At 61.3% G+C, this 13,943-nt stretch carries 16 protein-coding genes and 1 pseudogene; 5 read left to right on the top strand and 12 right to left on the bottom strand.

Features of this window, described 5'->3' with window-relative positions; translation table 11 throughout:
- Nucleotides 1-153: 153 nt before the first annotated feature.
- The 5 genes and pseudogenes from HV753_RS12955 to HV753_RS12940 form a co-directional block, all read right to left on the bottom strand.
- Nucleotides 154-924, bottom strand: a complete 771-nt coding sequence (locus tag HV753_RS12955) for a DUF5677 domain-containing protein (RefSeq protein ID WP_175174898.1) — start codon at nucleotides 922-924, stop codon at nucleotides 154-156.
- 134 nt (nucleotides 925-1,058) lie between these two features.
- Nucleotides 1,059-2,945, bottom strand: a complete 1,887-nt coding sequence (locus tag HV753_RS12950; RefSeq protein WP_175174897.1) for a DUF262 domain-containing protein — start codon at nucleotides 2,943-2,945, stop codon at nucleotides 1,059-1,061.
- A 267-nt stretch (nucleotides 2,946-3,212) separates the two neighbouring features.
- Entirely contained in the window at nucleotides 3,213-4,139 is a 927-nt protein-coding gene (locus HV753_RS12945) for a hypothetical protein (RefSeq protein ID WP_246288259.1), read from the bottom strand.
- A 138-nt stretch (nucleotides 4,140-4,277) separates the two neighbouring features.
- Nucleotides 4,278-4,436: pseudogene (locus HV753_RS31395) on the bottom strand (HNH endonuclease); the annotation flags it as partial.
- 98 nt (nucleotides 4,437-4,534) lie between these two features.
- The gene (locus tag HV753_RS12940; protein WP_175174895.1) at nucleotides 4,535-4,756 is read right to left on the bottom strand and encodes an AbrB/MazE/SpoVT family DNA-binding domain-containing protein; all 222 of its coding nucleotides are present in this window, start codon (nucleotides 4,754-4,756) and stop codon (nucleotides 4,535-4,537) included.
- A 182-nt stretch (nucleotides 4,757-4,938) separates the two neighbouring features.
- On the opposite strand from HV753_RS12940, the gene HV753_RS12935 reads away from it, so the two are divergent.
- Genes HV753_RS12935 through HV753_RS12915 form a run of 5 tightly spaced genes read left to right on the top strand, consistent with a single transcriptional unit; the run spans nucleotide 4,939 to nucleotide 9,631 of the window.
- The gene (locus HV753_RS12935; protein WP_175174894.1) at nucleotides 4,939-5,388 is read left to right on the top strand and encodes a TIGR03757 family integrating conjugative element protein; all 450 of its coding nucleotides are present in this window, start codon (nucleotides 4,939-4,941) and stop codon (nucleotides 5,386-5,388) included.
- Complete coding sequence (locus tag HV753_RS12930; protein ID WP_175174893.1) at nucleotides 5,385-6,320, top strand: TIGR03756 family integrating conjugative element protein; 936 nt, start codon at nucleotides 5,385-5,387, stop codon at nucleotides 6,318-6,320. Before HV753_RS12935 ends, HV753_RS12930 begins: the two co-directional genes overlap by 4 nt.
- A gap of 11 nt (nucleotides 6,321-6,331) precedes the next feature.
- Nucleotides 6,332-7,744, top strand: coding sequence for an integrating conjugative element protein (locus tag HV753_RS12925; protein WP_175175434.1), 1,413 nt, complete (start codon nucleotides 6,332-6,334; stop codon nucleotides 7,742-7,744).
- Nucleotides 7,745-7,755: 11 nt separating this feature from the next.
- Complete coding sequence (locus tag HV753_RS12920; protein WP_246288290.1) at nucleotides 7,756-8,091, top strand: hypothetical protein; 336 nt, start codon at nucleotides 7,756-7,758, stop codon at nucleotides 8,089-8,091.
- A gap of 13 nt (nucleotides 8,092-8,104) precedes the next feature.
- A complete protein-coding gene (locus tag HV753_RS12915) occupies nucleotides 8,105-9,631 on the top strand; it encodes a conjugal transfer protein TraG N-terminal domain-containing protein (RefSeq protein WP_175174891.1) in 1,527 nt (508 codons plus the stop codon).
- Between the two features lie 8 nt (nucleotides 9,632-9,639).
- On the opposite strand, the gene HV753_RS12910 is transcribed toward HV753_RS12915, so the two are convergent.
- The 7 genes from HV753_RS12910 to HV753_RS12880 all read right to left on the bottom strand — a co-directional run bounded on the left by HV753_RS12910 (nucleotide 9,640) and on the right by HV753_RS12880 (nucleotide 13,699).
- Nucleotides 9,640-10,008 (bottom strand): DUF3742 family protein, encoded by a 369-nt coding sequence (locus tag HV753_RS12910; RefSeq protein WP_175174890.1) that lies wholly within the window; start codon nucleotides 10,006-10,008, stop codon nucleotides 9,640-9,642.
- A 191-nt stretch (nucleotides 10,009-10,199) separates the two neighbouring features.
- Nucleotides 10,200-11,543, bottom strand: a complete 1,344-nt coding sequence (locus tag HV753_RS12905; protein WP_175174889.1) for an ImmA/IrrE family metallo-endopeptidase — start codon at nucleotides 11,541-11,543, stop codon at nucleotides 10,200-10,202.
- A complete protein-coding gene (locus HV753_RS12900) occupies nucleotides 11,540-11,971 on the bottom strand; it encodes a hypothetical protein (RefSeq protein WP_175174888.1) in 432 nt (143 codons plus the stop codon). Before HV753_RS12900 ends, HV753_RS12905 begins: the two co-directional genes overlap by 4 nt.
- Before the next feature lie 148 nt (nucleotides 11,972-12,119).
- Nucleotides 12,120-12,533, bottom strand: coding sequence for a putative toxin-antitoxin system toxin component, PIN family (locus HV753_RS12895; RefSeq protein WP_175174887.1), 414 nt, complete (start codon nucleotides 12,531-12,533; stop codon nucleotides 12,120-12,122).
- Nucleotides 12,533-12,805 carry a type II toxin-antitoxin system prevent-host-death family antitoxin gene (locus HV753_RS12890; protein ID WP_175174886.1) on the bottom strand — a complete coding sequence of 91 codons (273 nt, stop codon included), beginning with the start codon at nucleotides 12,803-12,805 and terminating at the stop codon, nucleotides 12,533-12,535. Before HV753_RS12890 ends, HV753_RS12895 begins: the two co-directional genes overlap by 1 nt.
- A gap of 236 nt (nucleotides 12,806-13,041) precedes the next feature.
- Nucleotides 13,042-13,311, bottom strand: coding sequence for a type II toxin-antitoxin system Phd/YefM family antitoxin (locus HV753_RS12885; protein ID WP_175174885.1), 270 nt, complete (start codon nucleotides 13,309-13,311; stop codon nucleotides 13,042-13,044).
- A 112-nt stretch (nucleotides 13,312-13,423) separates the two neighbouring features.
- A complete protein-coding gene (locus HV753_RS12880; protein ID WP_175174884.1) occupies nucleotides 13,424-13,699 on the bottom strand; it encodes a FitA-like ribbon-helix-helix domain-containing protein in 276 nt (91 codons plus the stop codon).
- Nucleotides 13,700-13,943: the final 244 nt, after the last annotated feature.

The following is a 13,943-nucleotide window of genomic DNA, read 5'->3' as shown; positions in this document are numbered from 1 at the left end:
TGATCGAGAAGCGGCTGCTCCGCCTCTCGCCCAACGCGTACGGATAACGAGTTTATCCTCCCCGCTTGCCTGGAAAGCACAGAGCAATGGACTCAAACTGTCGCGCCGCCAACAACGAGTCCATAGCTATCCATCCTGGGACAGCGTCAGCCATCAAGCATCATGTCCCGTGACCGGCCCAGGTCGCGCCTCGATCATGCGCCGAAGCAAGGATTCAGCTGCCACGAGAAAGGTTGTAGTGGTGTTCAATGTTTGCTCGACGTGGACAAAGGTTGGTCCAAAGACGATTCCAGATTGCTCACCATCGTCGAGGGTTACGAACTCAAGGCTTCGCAGCGTCGCGTGTCCAGCAGTAAAGGAGTACCCGCGAAACGCAAATTGGTACAGGTCATCCATTCCAGCCTTTTGCGCGGCTTGCTCGACGCTAAGGCTGGCTATGCTTCCTTGGGGTGTAGCCGCCAAGCGGCGCAGGAATTCGGCATGCTCAGGCGAAGTTCGGGACAGCAGTCTGCTGTTATCTACGATGGCATTTGCTTGTGTCCGTCGATGCCTGTCGTCATTGGCATGCATACGATTGAGCAGTTCCGGATCGAAGTGAAGCGCGCCGGAATAGAACAGGCACTCGGCACCAGTACGCACTAGGACTTGGGCTTCCGCAATTAGCGCACGCTCAGCGAGGAGGATCGCGCTTTGAAACGCAGTCATTGCTCTGACCCACAGAGCAACGGCGGCGATCTGTGAATCGCTCCACTCGGCAGGCCATGACCACTCAGAAAAAATAGTGGTCACGCGCTCAGACGCCTCCTCGGCGCTGCGTAGTGCCACCGCATACCGCTCTCTGACGTAGCCGCGGACTTCGGCCGCCTCCTCGGAGAGATAGCCGCGTAGATGCGCGTCGTTCGGTGATGATTTCGGCTCAGCCATCTTTTTCCTTTGACGTATCACAGTCGACGAATGTCAGCTGGCGGCTTTGGCGACGGCCAGACTGCGGCAGTCCGAAGGTCCTTTCCTCTTCTTCTGCCGGAGGTCCTCTTTCGGCTGTTGGTCCCGTTGCTGGCTTAGCCCTGCGGCCCCACCCACAGGCCACGCGCCACCTCGAACAATGCTTCGCCGCGTTCGGCAATGGCAACCTCGTCCCACTCCGTTAGCTGCATCAGGCTTCGATTGAGCTGCAGATTGGAATGCTCGAACAGAGCGGCACGCTTTCGCTCGAATGCATGGTTCTGTAGGCCTCTGTTCACGCCGTAGTGAATCAGCGTGAGATTGCCCATACAGGGTACGGCCGACTCACGATCAAGGACCATCTTCGCGCGTGCGTCCAAGCTGTCTGGCGCATACCGAAGGATACGGGCTTCGCTGACTTCGGCTGAAGTGGCAGTCGTTCCGTCCGGTAGTTCCCAGTAGGTGTGCCAAATCTGGGGAAGGATATGGTCAATGTCCAGCGCGTCCAAGGCTAGCGGCACCCGCTCCTCGCTCTTCTCCGAGCGCATCGCCATTTCCAGGCGGTGGAAGATAGTCCGCAACTTCGGGGCGTCAAGCCTTCCTGGATAGGCATCTCCGTCCAGCCAGTGACGGCGAAGCTCCTCGTCTGCCGGCCAGCGGGATATCTCGCCACCGCCCTCGGACAGCAGCGAACGGACTGCTGCGGCGTTAAGATGACCCGTCTGCAGTTTCTTGAGAAGCTGGGCGAAGACCTTATTGTAGCTTTTGCGAGTGAGCCCGCATATCGCACGACGCACCAGATAGGACTCGATGCTGTCGAAGATACGGCTCTGTTCATCGTGGGGCAGTTTCGACGTTGCCACTCGCAATGCCAACGCATGCGTCTGGGATGCATCCCAAACGCCGATCCGACGACCGAAGATGCCGATCGGGAGATCGCCGGTGCCAGTCACCAAAGCGCGGTAATGCTCAGCGTGCCTGCTGAGCATCTCCAACTGCGAATCTGCACTGCGCAGCGCCGCCGAGTTGTCGACGAAACGACGATATCCAGCGTAGAGCCGCCCGACATCGATCTCGTCGCCGGTCTCTGCCTGCACCGCGGTCTGCACGAACCACTCCAGCCTTGGGCGATTCAGCCGCCCGCGAGACTGCGCCTCCGACCAAAGCGGCGACTCGAACTGGCACCAAAGGTTGGCATACAGGTTGTCAGCATTGGCGCCAGCCCGCATGAAGATGAAATTTCGAATGAGGTCGGTGGCATGCAGCTCGGCGCCATGCCCATTCAGCGTCTCGAAGATCACCTGGGCATCATCCTCCTCTCCTAAGGATATGCAGACCACCGACAGGTCCGTCAGGATGGCAGTTGCCAGTGCCGTTGCGACGGCCTGTGCCGGTTGATCTGGGTGCTCCCGAGCCCAATCTATCATCGCCCCAGAGAAGAACACGATGGCTTCCAACGCGGGAGGATGATCAACGCCGATCTTGCGCAAACCGCCACTTTGCGTGAAGCTGGAAGGGAATCGGTCGCGCAATTCCACCACTGAAGTCGCTGTCATCGCTAGGACATACTGGTCTCGATCACGGAAAGTCGGCCATAATTTGAAACCTTCGATCTCCTGATCCTCCATGGTTTCCGGGTTCGCATTGTGCAAGCAGGCTTCGATGATCGGCAGAAAAGTCAGTTGATCCCATTCCCGCAACGCAAGGGTGAGCGCCGCCAGAACGTACTGCATTGTCGTGAGTCGCTGCTGACCGTCGATGATGTGATGGCGCTCGACGCCCAGGAGCCCTGTCTTCTTCTGCGGCTCCAACACGACCGCCCCCATGAAGTGCGGAACAGATTTGTCGCCACCTAGTCGTGCCTCGGCCTTGTCCCGAATGTCCTCCCAGAGACGGCCCCACTGGTCATCGCGGTTCCACACATAGGGTCGTTGATAGAATGGAACTCGGTACTGGCGCCTGTCTTGGTAAATCTGCTGAATGGTGAACGTTCGGGAATCCACTGCTCTTTCTCCTCTCGCTAGTCCGGCATGCTGCTCTCTCCTGCTCGCAGCCGTCGTGACCAAAAATGATGCCTCTGTCCGCGAGCTTAGCTGGATTCACTTTCGCAGCCCGATCTGCGTCGGTGAGCCTAGTTACAGACCAACAATATTGCACTTGTCAACAGCGTTCGTCCACAGCTATCCATATTGAGCTTTTTCATAGCCATCGATCTGGTCGACCACGATCCGGTCTGCGCGATAGCGGAAGCTACTCGGTGCTTGCGCCGGCTAGCTGTGGAGCATCGAGTGGACGTAGTCCTTGAGAGTATGGCGTTCGACTCTGTGTTCAAGGTAATACACAACAAGAACCGCAGGGGAGCAGGCTGGAGGGAGCAACGCATCCTCGGTCAGCAAGAAAGCATGCATACCACCGCCATACAAGCGAATCAGGAAGATAACGGAGTGGGAACTCTCTCCGACGGCTACGGGATATAGCAAGCCGAGATGTACCTGCCTGGCCTCCCGTTGGAACATCTGCTGCATTTGATCTGACATAGTGGTCAGGGGCACTGCCTCGCTGCCTGTCAGAATGATGTTTCGAATGTGATCGAAACTGTGCGATCGGACGACCTCAGCGCCGTACTCGTAGCACGCGAAGTTCATCCCAATCTTCGCCATGGCCCTGAAGACCTGCTGGTACAACACGGCCATGCCGACGTGAATGCTCGGCCGATTAATCGCCGTCGGTCCAGGGAGCTTCACATTCTGCAACGTGGATAGCGCTTTTCGAGTCTGCGCAAGAAACAGAGCAGTGTCATCTTCCCTCACGACTCGCGCGACATACTGACCGCGCGACCGCTGGAAAAGACGCGGCCATCCGACGGCTTGGCCGTCTGATCCGGCCAGCGCCTCCAACCAAATCCCGTTCGGCGGCTTCGGTTCCCCAGAAGCGCCGCTGCGCAGGTAGATGTCCTGTTCCCAGTCATAGGTGGTCACCTCGAAGCTAACCGTTTCGTCGGCCCTGACCTTCCTAATCACGTTGACGGTATCACCGAGCAGCGTGCCCAGACCCGCAAGAAAGCCTTCGATACGTTCACTGTCCGGCCCACTCAAGTGGAACTCGTTTCCAAAGACCTGAATCTGCGGAAGCGATCGCGGCGCCCCGCCAGTCGTAAATTCAGCCTCTGAGACGATCCCCGTTTCGGGATCGGTCATCTCACATCTGTCGGCCGTGAACTCCGGAGGTTGTGCTTTGCTCCCTTTGCCGCGACCAGTCGGTTGTTGATAAAGCCGTGCCAACGCGAAAGGAGAATTGCGCATTAGCTGCAGTTCTAGCGGAGAGAACACTTTTGTGTTGCAAGTCCCGCAAACAAGGTTCTTAAGCAAGTACTGCCTGTCGTCCCCGCCCAGGCCAGCGGGAAACACATGTTCATCCGTGAAGGTGTCAACTTGACCGCAGTAGATGCAGGTCCCCGGGTCAACGTGAGCGTTGGCGTATAAACGGATACTCACTGAGACGCCTCCCACCTAAATTCGGGCAACACCTTGCTCGGTCTGCACCTTACGAGGAGCCTGATCAGGACGTTCGTATCGAGCGCTTCCATTGCGAGTCAACGCCAGGCATTCATGTCGTCTACAGGAACATGCCTGCCCTTCGGGGCCTTCAGTGTCCCGGCCAGATTGAGGATCGACTTGGTCTTGGCCCGCACGATGATGCCGTCGTCGGGCATGACGTGCCAAACCAGCCGAGTGCCCGGGACGCCGCCAATCTGCGCCCGAATCTCAGCGGGCACCGTGGTCTGACCTTTGGCGTTGATGGTGGACTGTGACATCGAATGCTCTCCTTACATACGATCCATCGTAGTGCGTTCTGCCAGGACAAACAAATCTGGAGCCGCCCCGGGGACTGCGCCACACCGCCGCAATCCGGTCGCGGGCGAGTTCCCTTTGTTTGCGGTGTGTCTCGTTCGGATGGGGTCGACTACCGGTAGATATCCTCTTCCGGTGACAGCCCATGTCCGCATCTCATGATCCCCCCGCCATACGTGCGATTGGCGGCTGGCAGCTCTGGCTGCTGCTGCCGTCCTCTGCGCTTGCCTTCGCCGCCAATGCCTCCGCTGGCGAGGTCTGGGTCGTTACCGACCAACACCACGCAGTCAAGGCATCGCCCACCGTCCGTGTCATCGAACTCGACGCGCCTTCTCGCATCGAGGCAGAACTCTCGGCTGAACTGCCGACGGACCCGGTGCAGGCGACCACGCTCGTTCAGCGGCGCCTGCAAGGTGGTGGCACTGCGCTTCAAGGGCGCATCGGCAACGCTTACCAGGGCGTGATCGATGCGTGGAGTCTGGGCATTACGACGATTCCCGCGGTGGTCGTCGATCGGCGCTATGTGGTTTATGGCGAGCCAGATGTGGACAAAGCCTCCGCACGCATCGAGGCGTACAGGAGGTTGCACCCATGAGGATCGGGCACCGCCTTCGTTGCACCGCGGCCGCGGTCCTGCTCGGCACCGCGTCTGGAGCTTTCGCGCTCAATACCGCCACCATCGTCGCCTCGGCACTGTCGCCGGACTGCCTGGACTACCGCGTGACCGGAATTTGCTACTGGCTTTATTGCACGTGGACCGGGTGCACCGTTCGCACCTCGATCAAAGTCCGGCACTACATCCCTGACGCAGTGGTATCGAGCTATAGCAACACCGGAGAGAGCCCGTGGCTTGAAGTTCGTGCCATGAGCATGCCCAATCCCACGGCCCAAGCCGGCGGCGACGGCACCACCAACGAAGATCACGAGAACAACCTGTCGCGGTTCAAGAACGCCGACGTGATCGGGCATCCGGCCGGCGCGCTATTCAGCGACTTCGCCAGTGCTTCCGGCTACACCTGCGAGGGCGCGGCCACGCCGTTCATGCCGTACCTGCTCAGCACGCTGGACACGCCGGCGTGGCGCTACAACCTGCCGGAAGCCGTTTACCCCGAAGCGCTGATTCCCGGTATGCGCGAGATCGGCAGCCGCAGCGGCCTGAACCTGTGGGGCAACGTGTATCCCCGCGGGGGATTTCTCCACCAGGCCGATGACTACAAAGCGGGCGCCGTGGTGGCGCAGCGTGGCGGCGATGTCGTCACACGCCGCGGACAGATCCACGTCTACCAGCCACTGCTGGCAGATTCCCGTGACGGCTATTGGCCCGCAGGCGGACTTGTCGAGGGCGACGCTTCCACCGGCAAGTGGCAGGAGCTCACGCCCACGCTCTCATCGACGTGCGCCGTCTTTCCCCACACCAACGCGCAGGTCCAGACCCAGCAGGGCGACTATGCCTGGGCACTATGGCGACCCTATAGCTGCTGCCAGCGCCGCGGCCAGGTGTTGTTGAGTAGCGTGGATTTCAATTGAAGGTCGATGCCATGGCGATTTCGTTCCTCAACCGGGCTTTCCGCCCTGCCAGGCCGCTGTGCGCCGGCTTGCTCAGCCTCGCGCTGTCCTTGGTCTGCACCGCAGCCAGTGCACAGACGAGGGTCAACGACTACGGCCTGCAGCATCAGGGCAGCGTCATCGGCGACGACGTGCTCTACAGCATCGGCGGCGGGCGCGCCGTCTCCATGAGTGGCGCGGCCAGCATGCGGTCGATTGGCGTGGGCGTTGGCTGGAACAGCAACCTGATCTGCGGAGATATGAGCCTGGGCACCACGATCCAGAATCAGTTGAACGGCGTTTCCAATGGTTTCCAGAACATCATGTCATCGGTGATCCAGTCCGCGACCAGCGCAGTCGCGTCCTTGCCTGCGCTGATCATCCAGCGAGCCGACCCCGGCTTGTACAACCTGCTGACCAATGGCGTGCTGCAAGCCCGCCTAGATTTCGATCGCTCCAAGATGACCTGCAGGGCCATTGCGAACCGGATGGCCGACACGGCCGGGGGCCAGCTCGGGTGGGACCAGTTGGCCGAGGGCATGGCGCTCAAGCAAGCCGTATCTAGCGCAGACGCTGTCTCCGCCATTGAGCAGGCGGAGTCGAGTCGCGGGAATGCCGGTGTTCCGTGGGTCGGTGGTGGAAACGCCGGTGGTGCCGGGCAGCGGCCCGTCCGCATCGTGGGGGACGTGACCCGGGCCGGGTACAACCTGCTCAATGGCCGTGGTGCCACAGAAACTGGCGCCGTTGACCCCAGCACGTGTGGCGGCAACCTGGCGTGCCAGACCTGGAACTCGCCCGATGCCGCCGCCACCTGGGCCGTGCGCGTGCTCGGCGAGCAGGAGCAGCGCACATGCGAGAGCTGCACCAAGACGGAGACGGTGCCGGGCGTCGGACTTACCCCACTGATCCAGGAAGAATACGAGGCCAAACTGGAGGTCCTGCAGGAACTGATCGCGGGCGGGCGTGCAACCACCTTCGACAACCTGCAGGCCGCGAGCAGCGCTTCGCTGCCGATCACCCGGGGCGTGATCGAGGCACTGCGCGACGAGCCCGACCAGGACATCCTGGCTCGACGCCTGGCATCGGAAGTCGCCTTGGCGTCGGTGCTCGAAAAAGCCTTGCTGTTGCAACGCACGATGCTGACGGGGCGCAAGGAACCGAACGTAGCAGCAAACGACCTGGCCCAGCAGGCCGTCACCCACGAAAGCGATACGCTCGATCGGGAGATCCGGAACCTGAAAGCCGAACTTGAGCTGCGCCGCGAGCTGGCAAGCAACTCCCCAATGGCCATCATCCAGCGCCATGGCGCGCGGGCTGCGGGGTCGCGCGGCATCTATGAGGGCGATCCGACGCGCGACCGGCTCGATCAGTTGCAGCGGCCACCGGCCGGTGGGAGCAACCCGTGAGCGTTGGGAGGCTGCACGTGCGCTGGCGGTTCACCCGTCGTGTAGCGTCGGCGCTGCTATGGACGCTGCTCTTGTTGGCCGTGGCCGTCGCCGTGAACGTGCTCGGCATCCGCTTGGCCGGCAGCGTCGGCGGGTGGCAGCGGTGGATGGAAGCGCATGCAAGCCACTTCCTCGCCTGGCGCCTGCTCCTCTATGCCAGCACTGCCTGGGGCTGGATCTGGATGCGCCGGCGGCTGCGCGAACGTGAGCCGGAGCGTTCAGCCCGGCAGCGCATGTTGCGGGCAGAGATCGCCGCGGTGCTGGCGATCATGGCGCTGGAAATCAGCCAGGTCGTGCAGGTCGGATGACGGGGATGCTGCGATGACGCTCTACACCACCGACTACCTCGAGTACTACCTGACGCTGGTCGCTTGGATCGTCCACAACGGCATCTGGGCGGTGCTGGTCGCGAGCGGCGTGTTCGCTATTCCCTTCCTCGCCATCGTCATTCAAGAGTGGCTAAAGGCGCGCGCTGAGGGTGCGGACGAAGGAAACAAGGGTGTCTTATCCTCGATGCGCATCGAAAATCGGGTCTGGGTCGCGATCGTAGTGATCATGTTCGCCGGCATTCCGTTCATCGATGTGGATTTCGACACCCTCCAGTTCGACCGCTCCCGGTCGGCCCAATGCAACGTGAGCATTCCCGAACCCGCGGAGACAGGTTGGTCGCAGTCCTTCACCACCATCAACAGTCAGAGCGCGAAGGTTCCCGTGTGGTGGTACTTCATGCATGCGATTTCGCGCGCTGTCACAGGCGCATCGGTAGCGGCGATTCCGTGCGGCTCGGACCTGCGGCAGATGCGCATGGAAGTCGATGCAACACGCATCGATGACCCCGTGCTCGCCCAGGATGTCGCAGACTTCACGCACGACTGCTACGGACCGTCTCGGGCGAAGTTGTTCATGAATCGTCCGAGCCTGACCGAGGAGCAGATGTACGACGTCACCTGGATCGGCTCGAACTTCTTCCTGAACTCGCCCGGCTTCTACGACACCTACCGTTCCAAGACGCCACGCGAGGGCTGGCCTTACGACAGCAACCGCGACGCGGGATTGGCCGAAGTACCTAGTGGTGCGGGCTACCCGACTTGCCAGCAGTGGTGGTCGGACGGCAGCGGGCTGCGCGCAAGGCTGCTGGATCAAGTGGATCCCGGTCTGCTGACCCGGATCAGCGGTTGGGCGGGTTTCCTGAGCCAGAACCAGGTGAACGACTCCGTGATCCGTGCCATCGCGTCGCCGCGCCAGCAGAAGCTGAATCAAGGCTCGGTCTACACCGACTACGGCGGGCAGATCGAGATGACGGTGCCTAACATCGTGACTCGGGCTGCCAGCGACGTGGGACTGGCGGTGGGCTCACTCGGCTACTTTCCTGCGATGGACGTCGCGCGCCAGGCTCTGCCAATGGTGCTGGCGCTGCTCAAGATGGCGCTGGTCGTGTGCATTCCGCTCGTGCTCGTGATCGGCACGTACGACCTCAAGACGGTGGTGACCGTCAGCTGCGTCCAGTTCGCCCTGTTCTTCGTGGACTTCTGGTTTCAGCTCGCGCGGTGGATCGACAGCACGATTCTGGATGCGCTCTACGGTCAAGGCTGGGGCTGGAATCGGCCACACACGAACTTCGATCCGATCATGGGCCTCAACAACACGTTCGGCGACATGCTGCTGAACTTTGTGATGGCAACGATGTTTGTCGTGTTGCCTGGATTCTGGGTGATGGCCCTTTCTTGGGCAGGAGTGCGCGCGGGCAATTTCGTGAGCGGACTGACTGTGGGAACCGCAGACGCCAAGTCTGCCGGTAGCATCGGCTCCCGCACCGCGATGGGCGGAGCGAAATCTCTGTTGAAATAGGCGGCGGTTCAGCGCTCGTCCGAATCGCCCATATCAATGCGCCACTCGCTTTTGTCGTACAGGCCGAATCCATCGTGACCATCCCGCCATTCGGGCTGCTTTTCATCGTCTTCGCAGTCCGAATTCCGCGCCACCCACGCCGCCGTAATGGCGAAAGCCGCCAATAGCGCCAGCCAGAAAGAGACGTACAGGGCGAGAGCGAGGAGGACGACTCTCGCCACCCAGAGCAATCCCTTTGCCATTGCGAAAGAGAGGCCAGCACCGGTCATCACGCTCAGGACACGCCGCTCTTGCCGAGCGAACACGCGCCATCCACGACCGAGCCAGCGGCCGAAGCGTTCCGCGTTGCTGCTACCTGAACGTATCGTTGCATTCATCTCGGTTACCTCGAGAATCTTGGTTATTCCGTACTCTAGAGCGGCCCTTACCGGCTGCATTGCTTGGGGCCACTGGCTCGTCGCCAGCCCCCCAAGGGATGCGTTGCCATGCGTTTAGCATGATGGCCGTATATCTCTTGCCCGGCCTTGGTCCCACTGCTGTTCGAGAGCGTGCGCGCCAGGACCAAGCCCTAAGCGGCAGCATCCTGGCGGTAAGGAAACACGCTGCTGCGATCCATGCCCGGAAGAAACTCGCGCGGCAACAAATAGTTGTTCACGAGTTGAGTCCGAACGGCCTGGACATCGACATTGAAGTGCTGGGCGGCATCATCGATCATGTCATCAGAATAGTCCTCATCGAGGAAGTCCTTCAAGCTTTCGATCGGGCACAGAAACTCCGCCGCAAAGGCGCGCTGAGCCTTCTGCCGCGACGTCTTCGCGCCGGTCACCGGTAACCATCGATCCTGGTCGACCGCGACGGCGTGGTCGTAAAGAAACCGCGCCAGTTCGAATCGACGCGCGGGTTCGGTCCGCGGGCGTAGATGCAGGCTGAGATTGCGCCGATCGTGCCGCACAGCCAGCGCAAGCTTCGCGCGCGAGCCGTGGCGGGTATCCATAGCGGTGCCAGGCGCCACGCCCAGCAGACCGCAAAGGTCCTCGTTGGAAACCGGTTGGCCGTTCCAGCCCAGATGGTGCCGAACCGCCAATGCCATCTCCTTGCCTCGGACCCACGCGGGCAAGCGTGGATTCACCCGCCTGGCGTCCTGGCCCCTCGTTGCCGCATCGTCTGGGGTCGCCTCCAGCCCGGGCTCGTGAACCAGCCGACTCACATCGTCCAGCACCTGCGTGGACTGCCCACTGCCGCAGAGCGTGGCGATCTCTTGAACGGCTTCCGCCCCTGCGGCAGGCACAAACTCCTCAAGGCGGCCCAGGATGTCATCGGGTCCCTCGCCGGGATCAAAGCCTGCAACGGCTTCCAAGCGCCGGTATGTGGCCAGGTCCTTATCGTCTCGCTCGTGTCGCAGCTCGTTCCAGAGCTCGTGCAGGCTCGTTCCGCGTAGTTCGACCTTGTCCAAACGCGCAAGCACGCTCTGCACAAACCCATCGACAGTTCGCTCGAAGTCCCCGGCAGGCACGAAGCCGTGCGTCTGCGTCAGATACGTGACCGGTGCCGCGGGCGAGTTCTCCCCCGGTTCGGACCACACTTCGATTACTTCTCCGTCGGACGCGAAGAGCACGCGTGGCCACACATAGCCATAGCCCGCTGCAGCCAGTTCATGCGACATCCGCCACGACAGGCTCGGCTTGCCCGACGCAAGCGACTCCCAGCGCAATCGCCACCAGTTCGCGGCGAACCACAGGGCCAAGGGATAGGCGGACAGCCGTACGTCGTCGCTCACCGTTTTCGACCAGTCGTCGACATTCCGGGTCAGGACGGCGTCATCCAAGCCGATCCGCAATGTCGCCCCCGTCTGGCTAACTTCAGGGGCCTCGTGCTGGGAAGACAGCCAGTTGAAGTCGATCGAGAAGGTCATTGCGCCTCCCACCGGGCGAGCACGTCGCCAATCAGGGGATCGCTGGGGAGCATCGGGTAGCCGTGATAGGTGCCAGTCTCTGCATTCTCCAACATGGCCTCAAGCGGTACACCGTTCGCGGCGACAGCCCAGACATTCTGCGGCCAACCGTTGCGTTCCTGGATGCTGACCAAGCCGCGCCGGAAAGCCGTCCGCAGGAGCGCAACCGCTTCGCTGCGCCTGAACAGTTCGGCATGGTCGCACAGCGATTTGCCCTGACGCGGTTGGGCTGGTGGCTGGAGTCCGAAGTCGCCAGGGTTGCGCTTATGCTCAGGGTTCCCTCCATACGCCACCTTGCTGGCGGCCACGTCCAACCAGCCGCGCTCAACCTCGCTCTGCGGCGCTGCACGCAACTTGCGTTTTGGATTTACGGATCGACGGGGCTTCATTCTTCTAGGCCGATATTGACTGATAGCTTATTAGTTTAGCCTTTAGTTCTACACGCGAATACCCGAGCGTACCTATCTATATCGCCGTGGGCGACTGACACCCCGCAAGGCTGCTTCAAACAACGGTTGATTTTCATGCGACGTCCAATCACGTCCCGTGCCGCGTCCAGAATTCCGCGGGAGTAACGATGGGGTAATCCCCCGCCAAGACAAGCAGATCCTTGTCGCCGGTGATCAGGTAGTCTGCTTTCGCGGCCTTCAGCGTCAGCAGCACGGGCTGGTCGGCAGGATCGCGCAGATTCGTGTCCGGCGTTCCTTCAGGCTCGACAACGTCCGCGAGGAACATGAAGCTGTCGGCCAGATCGCGGATTTCGGCAGGCGTCATCTGAACCCTCGGCAGGCGTGGCAATACCCTGACCATCTCATCGAGAATGTAGTGCGACAACACCACCTCCAGCCCACCCCGACGCCAAGCGGTGACGATGCGTCCGGGCACGCTGCTCGGATAGGCCAACCCCGACACCAGTACGTTGGTATCGAGCACGACACGCAGTCCCGACATCAGCGCTGCTTTCGTTCGGCCGCCACGGCGGCGTCGATCTCTGCCAAGCCTTCGTCGACCGGCACACCGGCATACGCCTGGGCGATCCGGTCGCTCAGGGCGTCGAAACGCTCCCGCATGCGGCGGATGCGGGCGAACAGCTCCGCGTCGACAAGTGCCGCGACCGGCTTGCCGTCCTTGTTGATGACGATGCTGTCGTTGCGGTACTGCACCTGGTTGAGCATTTCGCCCAGGTTCTGCCTGAAGTTCACGGCATTTATTTCGGTGATCATAGAAGACCTCCAACCATATTGATCGATATGGTCATTATGATCGAAATTCAGCGCTGAGTACAGCCTCCCTTCTGGCGGCGGGTACAAATGTGCTGCAGTGGGCAGCCTCGGCGCTGGCATGGGCCCCAGAGCTGCGTCAGTCCTGCCCCTCAGGCGGCAAACCGGTGGCGAACGCGGTTCGCGGGCGGCTTCTCGCCCTCGATGAGATATTCGAGCGCTGGCATCGGAAAATGCAATCACCAGGCTCGCTCTTCAGCCAGTGACTCGTCGATGTTCGCCTTGTCCCGTGTACCAGTGGCCGGCTGCAACAGCAGCCACTGCAGCGCCGTCATCCCCGGGCGCCCCTGCGGCTGTCCCCCGATGAGGCGCTGGTATTCCTCCTCGGACAGCACCACAGCGGCTGCCTTATTACGTTTGACGATATGCACAGGACCACGCCGCAGGCCCTCTTCGATGGCAGCCATGCCACGGCGCTTGATCTCGGCGGCGGTCACGGTATTGTTCAAGGTATGCACTCTTTTGTACTAAATAAGGGGTAAATGGCACCAAATTCAGTACCGAATGGCGAGTTGGCCTCCAACTGTGCGGGAGCACATCGAGGAGACAGCACAGCTGCATTCAAGCGGTCGGTGTCGTTGACGGTGGTCTGGTGTTGGAATTGGGCGGGGTGCGAATCGGCTCACGCGCCGGCAATTCGAGTTCGATGCCGCCAAGTGGCACCACGCGCGCTCGGATCGCATCGACCAGCGATGCGCCCTGCGCCGGCTCGATCGACAGCGCGGTGCGCAGAATGTAGCGTGCCCCATCCTCCATTGCGCGTCCGTGCTCGGCCGCCTGCACGCGAAGTTGCGCCTTGGCCTGGTCATCGATATTGCGGATGGTCCTTGTCGCCATAGAGACCTCCATAAGTCATTGCCCAATTCCAATGTAAACCGGGCCTTGGGCCTTTGCCAACAAGCATCAGGCTGCATTCGGCACCGCCCGCGCAACAACCAGGGGCGCGCATAGCCGCATTGAAGCGCGCAAGTTCGCCCGCGTCCGGTAGAAAGGGGTGACAACGGGAAAAGGCTGGGAAGGGTTGAAGGGAATGGGGAGCAAGGGGAAAGGCCCTACCCGAAAAGGAAAAAGGCACCCCGCC

This window comes from Achromobacter pestifer, assembly GCF_902859625.1.
Taxonomy (GTDB): Bacteria; Pseudomonadota; Gammaproteobacteria; order Burkholderiales; family Burkholderiaceae_B; genus Achromobacter; species Achromobacter pestifer.
This window is presented reverse-complemented; position numbering and strand designations above follow the sequence as displayed.

Bases quoted from the DNA above. Each gene is read 5' to 3' on its own strand.
- HV753_RS12955 (WP_175174898.1), bottom strand. From the start codon at position 924: ATGGCTGAGCCGAAATCATCACCGAACGACGCGCATCTACGCGGCTAT.
- HV753_RS12945 (WP_246288259.1), bottom strand. From the start codon at position 4,139: ATGACCGATCCCGAAACGGGGATCGTCTCAGAGGCTGAATTTACGACT.
- HV753_RS12940 (WP_175174895.1), bottom strand. From the start codon at position 4,756: ATGTCACAGTCCACCATCAACGCCAAAGGTCAGACCACGGTGCCCGCT.
- HV753_RS12935 (WP_175174894.1), top strand. From the start codon at position 4,939: ATGTCCGCATCTCATGATCCCCCCGCCATACGTGCGATTGGCGGCTGG.
- HV753_RS12930 (WP_175174893.1), top strand. From the start codon at position 5,385: ATGAGGATCGGGCACCGCCTTCGTTGCACCGCGGCCGCGGTCCTGCTC.
- HV753_RS12925 (WP_175175434.1), top strand. From the start codon at position 6,332: ATGGCGATTTCGTTCCTCAACCGGGCTTTCCGCCCTGCCAGGCCGCTG.
- HV753_RS12915 (WP_175174891.1), top strand. From the start codon at position 8,105: ATGACGCTCTACACCACCGACTACCTCGAGTACTACCTGACGCTGGTC.
- HV753_RS12910 (WP_175174890.1), bottom strand. From the start codon at position 10,008: ATGAATGCAACGATACGTTCAGGTAGCAGCAACGCGGAACGCTTCGGC.
- HV753_RS12905 (WP_175174889.1), bottom strand. From the start codon at position 11,543: ATGACCTTCTCGATCGACTTCAACTGGCTGTCTTCCCAGCACGAGGCC.
- HV753_RS12900 (WP_175174888.1), bottom strand. From the start codon at position 11,971: ATGAAGCCCCGTCGATCCGTAAATCCAAAACGCAAGTTGCGTGCAGCG.
- HV753_RS12895 (WP_175174887.1), bottom strand. From the start codon at position 12,533: ATGTCGGGACTGCGTGTCGTGCTCGATACCAACGTACTGGTGTCGGGG.
- HV753_RS12890 (WP_175174886.1), bottom strand. From the start codon at position 12,805: ATGATCACCGAAATAAATGCCGTGAACTTCAGGCAGAACCTGGGCGAA.
- HV753_RS12880 (WP_175174884.1), bottom strand. From the start codon at position 13,699: ATGGCGACAAGGACCATCCGCAATATCGATGACCAGGCCAAGGCGCAA.